Source organism: Oleiphilus sp. HI0043 (genome assembly GCF_001634935.1).
In genome coordinates this window covers 1-1,554 of sequence record NZ_LWEY01001395.1, presented here as the reverse complement: position 1 = coordinate 1,554, position 1,554 = coordinate 1, and the positions used below count along the sequence as shown (strand labels likewise).

Below are 1,554 nucleotides of genomic sequence, written 5' to 3'. Positions count from 1 at the left end.
CGAGCCCTTGATTCTCGTATTCAGCGCGTACTGCAATACGCATTATACGCAATGAGTGTTGTTCCAGGTTTTTGATATCGCCAGAGAGGGTAGCAAGAGTCTGCGGAACTAAGTGGCCACGTAAGCGTCGCTTTCCTGCGAGGATCTCTTGTTGCAGAGTGCTTTCTAAAATCCCCCCTTCTCGTATTATCAGCATTGCTGAGATCAACTCACCTTGTTGCTCACTTTCTATATGATCTTTGAAACCACAAGCTAGCAACACACCGGGATGATCAAGTATAAGTCTTATATCGTCAGGGGAAGTTTGATAGTGAGCATTCACTAGCAATGAAATAACCTGCTCAAGGAGTTTAGGCTCGGAGGCTAGTTGCTGCTGTGAAGGCCAGAGCACGTTCATCTCTGTATGTTTGTTTTTTACACTACGTTTTTGGCTAAATGAATCGTCATTCAAGGATAAAAATAATAGCCGACTCATCCAATTTTCTAAGGGGTCATTCTCGGCCCAACGAACTGGCTGGCTTAGATGAATGCTTTTCCACTTGGGTGTTAGTAGGTCGAGTTGTTTCTTAAAACGAATTGCAAAGCCTTGACCATTGCCTTCGTAGCCATGGATGGTGCTTGAAAATACGATTCTAGAATAGTGCTTTAGTAGTTCACTCAATGTAGACGCTGGAATTCCGGCAGCTTCATCGATTAGCAGTAACTGGCACTCGGGCTTGGTAAGTAAGAGCTCATCAGGCGATATAAACTTCAGACAGTGAGAATAACTATCGTGGTTGCCACACTCATCTGTAATGTATTTTGAAAAGTGGAAGAATGCATTGGCACAAGCTCGTTTTGAGGGGGCTGTAATCAAAATAGATTTTTTATATTTGAGGGCCAACTTCGCCGCGGCAATGCCAAGCGCGCTGGTTTTGCCTCGTCCCCTATCGGCGGTGACGATCAGTGGCCGTCTACGGTGCCCTTCGACAACATGAGTGATTAGCTCAATTGCTTCGCGCTGGTCAGGTGTGGGTAGGGCCTGTACCTGAGTCGTCGCAGCCGCAGGAACAGCAGGAAGCTGAGACTGATTCTCTTGGCAAAATAGCAGACAATCCTGACTGTTAAAAAAGCTAATCAAACGCTGGAGAAAAAAGGTGTTTGTTTTAGATAACTCTGACTCGTCACTGCACATGCGGCGATAGTCTGGGTCAGGTGCTTTAGCCAAGTCAGCGAGAGGGGGCACCATGATGATAAATAAGCCTCCTCCGCGAACAAGTCCAGATGCTCCACCAAGTCCGTCCGGGCTTAAGCCATCGAAGCCATCCCAAAGCAACAGATTACAATCACCACCCAAGAGGCTTTTAACTTTATGTGCAGAAACAGACTTAAAGCCTTTAATAGGTTCGGAGGCGCTGATATAAATAGCCTCATTTATATCGCCGAAAAGCGAGTTGCTTTGAACCGTATCTAAACACCAATTCTTGTCGCCACTAAGCACTACGGGGTAGCGACAGAAAGACTGCTGGGCAGCGTCAAAAATATTGGAGAATAGCTTTTCAAGCATAGTGGCTT

Annotated in this window: 1 protein-coding gene; it reads right to left on the bottom strand. The window is 46.1% G+C overall.

The window, feature by feature from the left end:
• On the bottom strand, window positions 1–1,546 hold a 1,546-nt coding region (locus A3729_RS19065), incomplete at its 3' end, for a GNAT family N-acetyltransferase (RefSeq protein ID WP_156498027.1).
• Window positions 1,547–1,554: the final 8 nt, after the last annotated feature.